Origin of the sequence: Jiangella ureilytica (genome assembly GCF_004348545.1) — a bacterium.
Classification (GTDB): domain Bacteria; phylum Actinomycetota; class Actinomycetes; order Jiangellales; family Jiangellaceae; genus Jiangella; species Jiangella ureilytica.
This window is the reverse complement of record NZ_SMKL01000153.1, coordinates 1-1,522: the sequence shown is the minus strand read 5'-3', so window position 1 is coordinate 1,522 and position 1,522 is coordinate 1. Positions and strand designations below refer to the sequence as shown.

Annotated in this window: 2 protein-coding genes; one reads left to right on the top strand and one right to left on the bottom strand. The window is 63.2% G+C overall.

The features are described from left to right. Positions 1–276 precede the first annotated feature (276 nt). Positions 277–726, top strand: a complete 450-nt coding sequence (locus E1212_RS29085) for a hypothetical protein (protein ID WP_131989026.1) — start codon at positions 277–279, stop codon at positions 724–726. 219 nt (positions 727–945) lie between these two features. Here E1212_RS29085 and E1212_RS29080 read toward each other — a convergent pair whose 3' ends face one another. Next, positions 946–1,350: a hypothetical protein gene (locus tag E1212_RS29080; protein ID WP_131989025.1), complete on the bottom strand. Its 405-nt coding sequence runs from the start codon at positions 1,348–1,350 to the stop codon at positions 946–948. Between the last annotated feature and the right edge of the window lie 172 nt (positions 1,351–1,522).

Here is a 1,522-nt window from a genome sequence, read left to right as displayed (position 1 = left end):
TGCTCAACCCGACGACCCGCCAGCCCCAGGAGGTGGCCACACCCGCACTGCTCACGGCATGATCTGAAACAACTCGCTGACCCGATCACAGTGAAGATCAGTTACACCACCAGGTGGGACGTCACCCAACTCGTCTGGCAGTCGCTGTGACCGACACGTGCGCCGCCGCGTGTCTGATTCACCAGAGCCCATCATCTGGTGCAAGGTCCACAAGTCCAAGGCTGCACGACAGCGTCAGATAGCCTGCACCGGCCGCGACAACCCCGGAGCCCGACCATGAAGCTGCCACGCGGAGCCACCGGCTTCAACGCACCACCCGGCGAAGAGCCGGACCTGGGCACGTTCACAACTGTCTGCTACCACGCCGCCCGCGCCATCGGCGCTACCGTCACAGGCGTCATTAAAGCCGACGTCACGCCCAGCTTCCACACCATCGACGTCGCCCAGGCTCAGCACCACATCGCGGTCCTGAGACACACCACCGTGCCGCTCGTCGCCTTCGCACGCCCCCGGACCAGCGGCGACGCCACGATCACATTCATCGACCGTCCTGACCTCGCCGCCGCCATAACCAACCTGACCGACGCCCAAATCCTTACCGCCGAACAGCTAGGGATCCCTCTGCCGCAGGCCGATCTGAGCGCGCTCGGCCCCCATGAACACGACCAGATCAACTACTGGAAGCCGAACACCGTTGGTGAGCTGCTGTTCAACTTCTGGGACTAACCACCAGTAGCCTCGAACCAGAACCCTAAGATCATCGCGCCGGGTCCGCCGCGGACGGGAACAGAAAACACCTAGGCCGAGCGTCAAGGATCAGCCGACACAGATCCGTCAAGCATCAACCGTCTCAAGGCACCTGCGGCAGCGGGCTGTCCTGTCGCAGGTGATGCTTGACGGAACTGTGTCGGCTGATGCTTGACACTGATCTGTCGGCCAAACCGATTACAGGTACTCGAAGGCCTCTTCGCCCGGGCGCCAGGTCATCCATGCTCGGTCGTCGAAGTGGCTGAGCGTAGCGATCTCGGGGCCGACGAGCTCCTTCTCGGTTGGGCGCAACTGAATGGATCCGATGCTTAGATCGAGCCTCACGCCCGCGCCGATGGCCTCGTGCGTGGCAGCGACGTCTTGGCCGATAAGCGCCACAAGCGCATCGGTCCAGCCGGTCTGGTTCGGCACGACCTGCCGGTCGCCGAGGATGACGGTCGGCAGCACATCACACGTGAGTACCGGCACGTCGCGGGTCGGATCGTTGTCGAACCAGAGCTGCACGTAGTCGGCCACGAACTGCACCGAGTACAGCCGGTAGCCCACCAGGCGACCCAGCAGGGAGTTGAACTCGTAGGCCACGGCACGAGTCTAGAGATGCGTACTCGTCTCCGTCGCGGGCCTTTAGGTGACGTCCCACCTGGTGGTGTAACTGATCTTCACTGTGATCGGGTCAGCGAGTTGTTTCAGATCATGCCGTGAGCAGTGCGGGTGTGGCCACCTCCTGGGGCTGGCGGGTCGTCGGGTTGAGCAG

Bases quoted from the DNA above. Each gene is read 5' to 3' on its own strand.
- E1212_RS29085 (WP_131989026.1), top strand. From the start codon at position 277: ATGAAGCTGCCACGCGGAGCCACCGGCTTCAACGCACCACCCGGCGAA.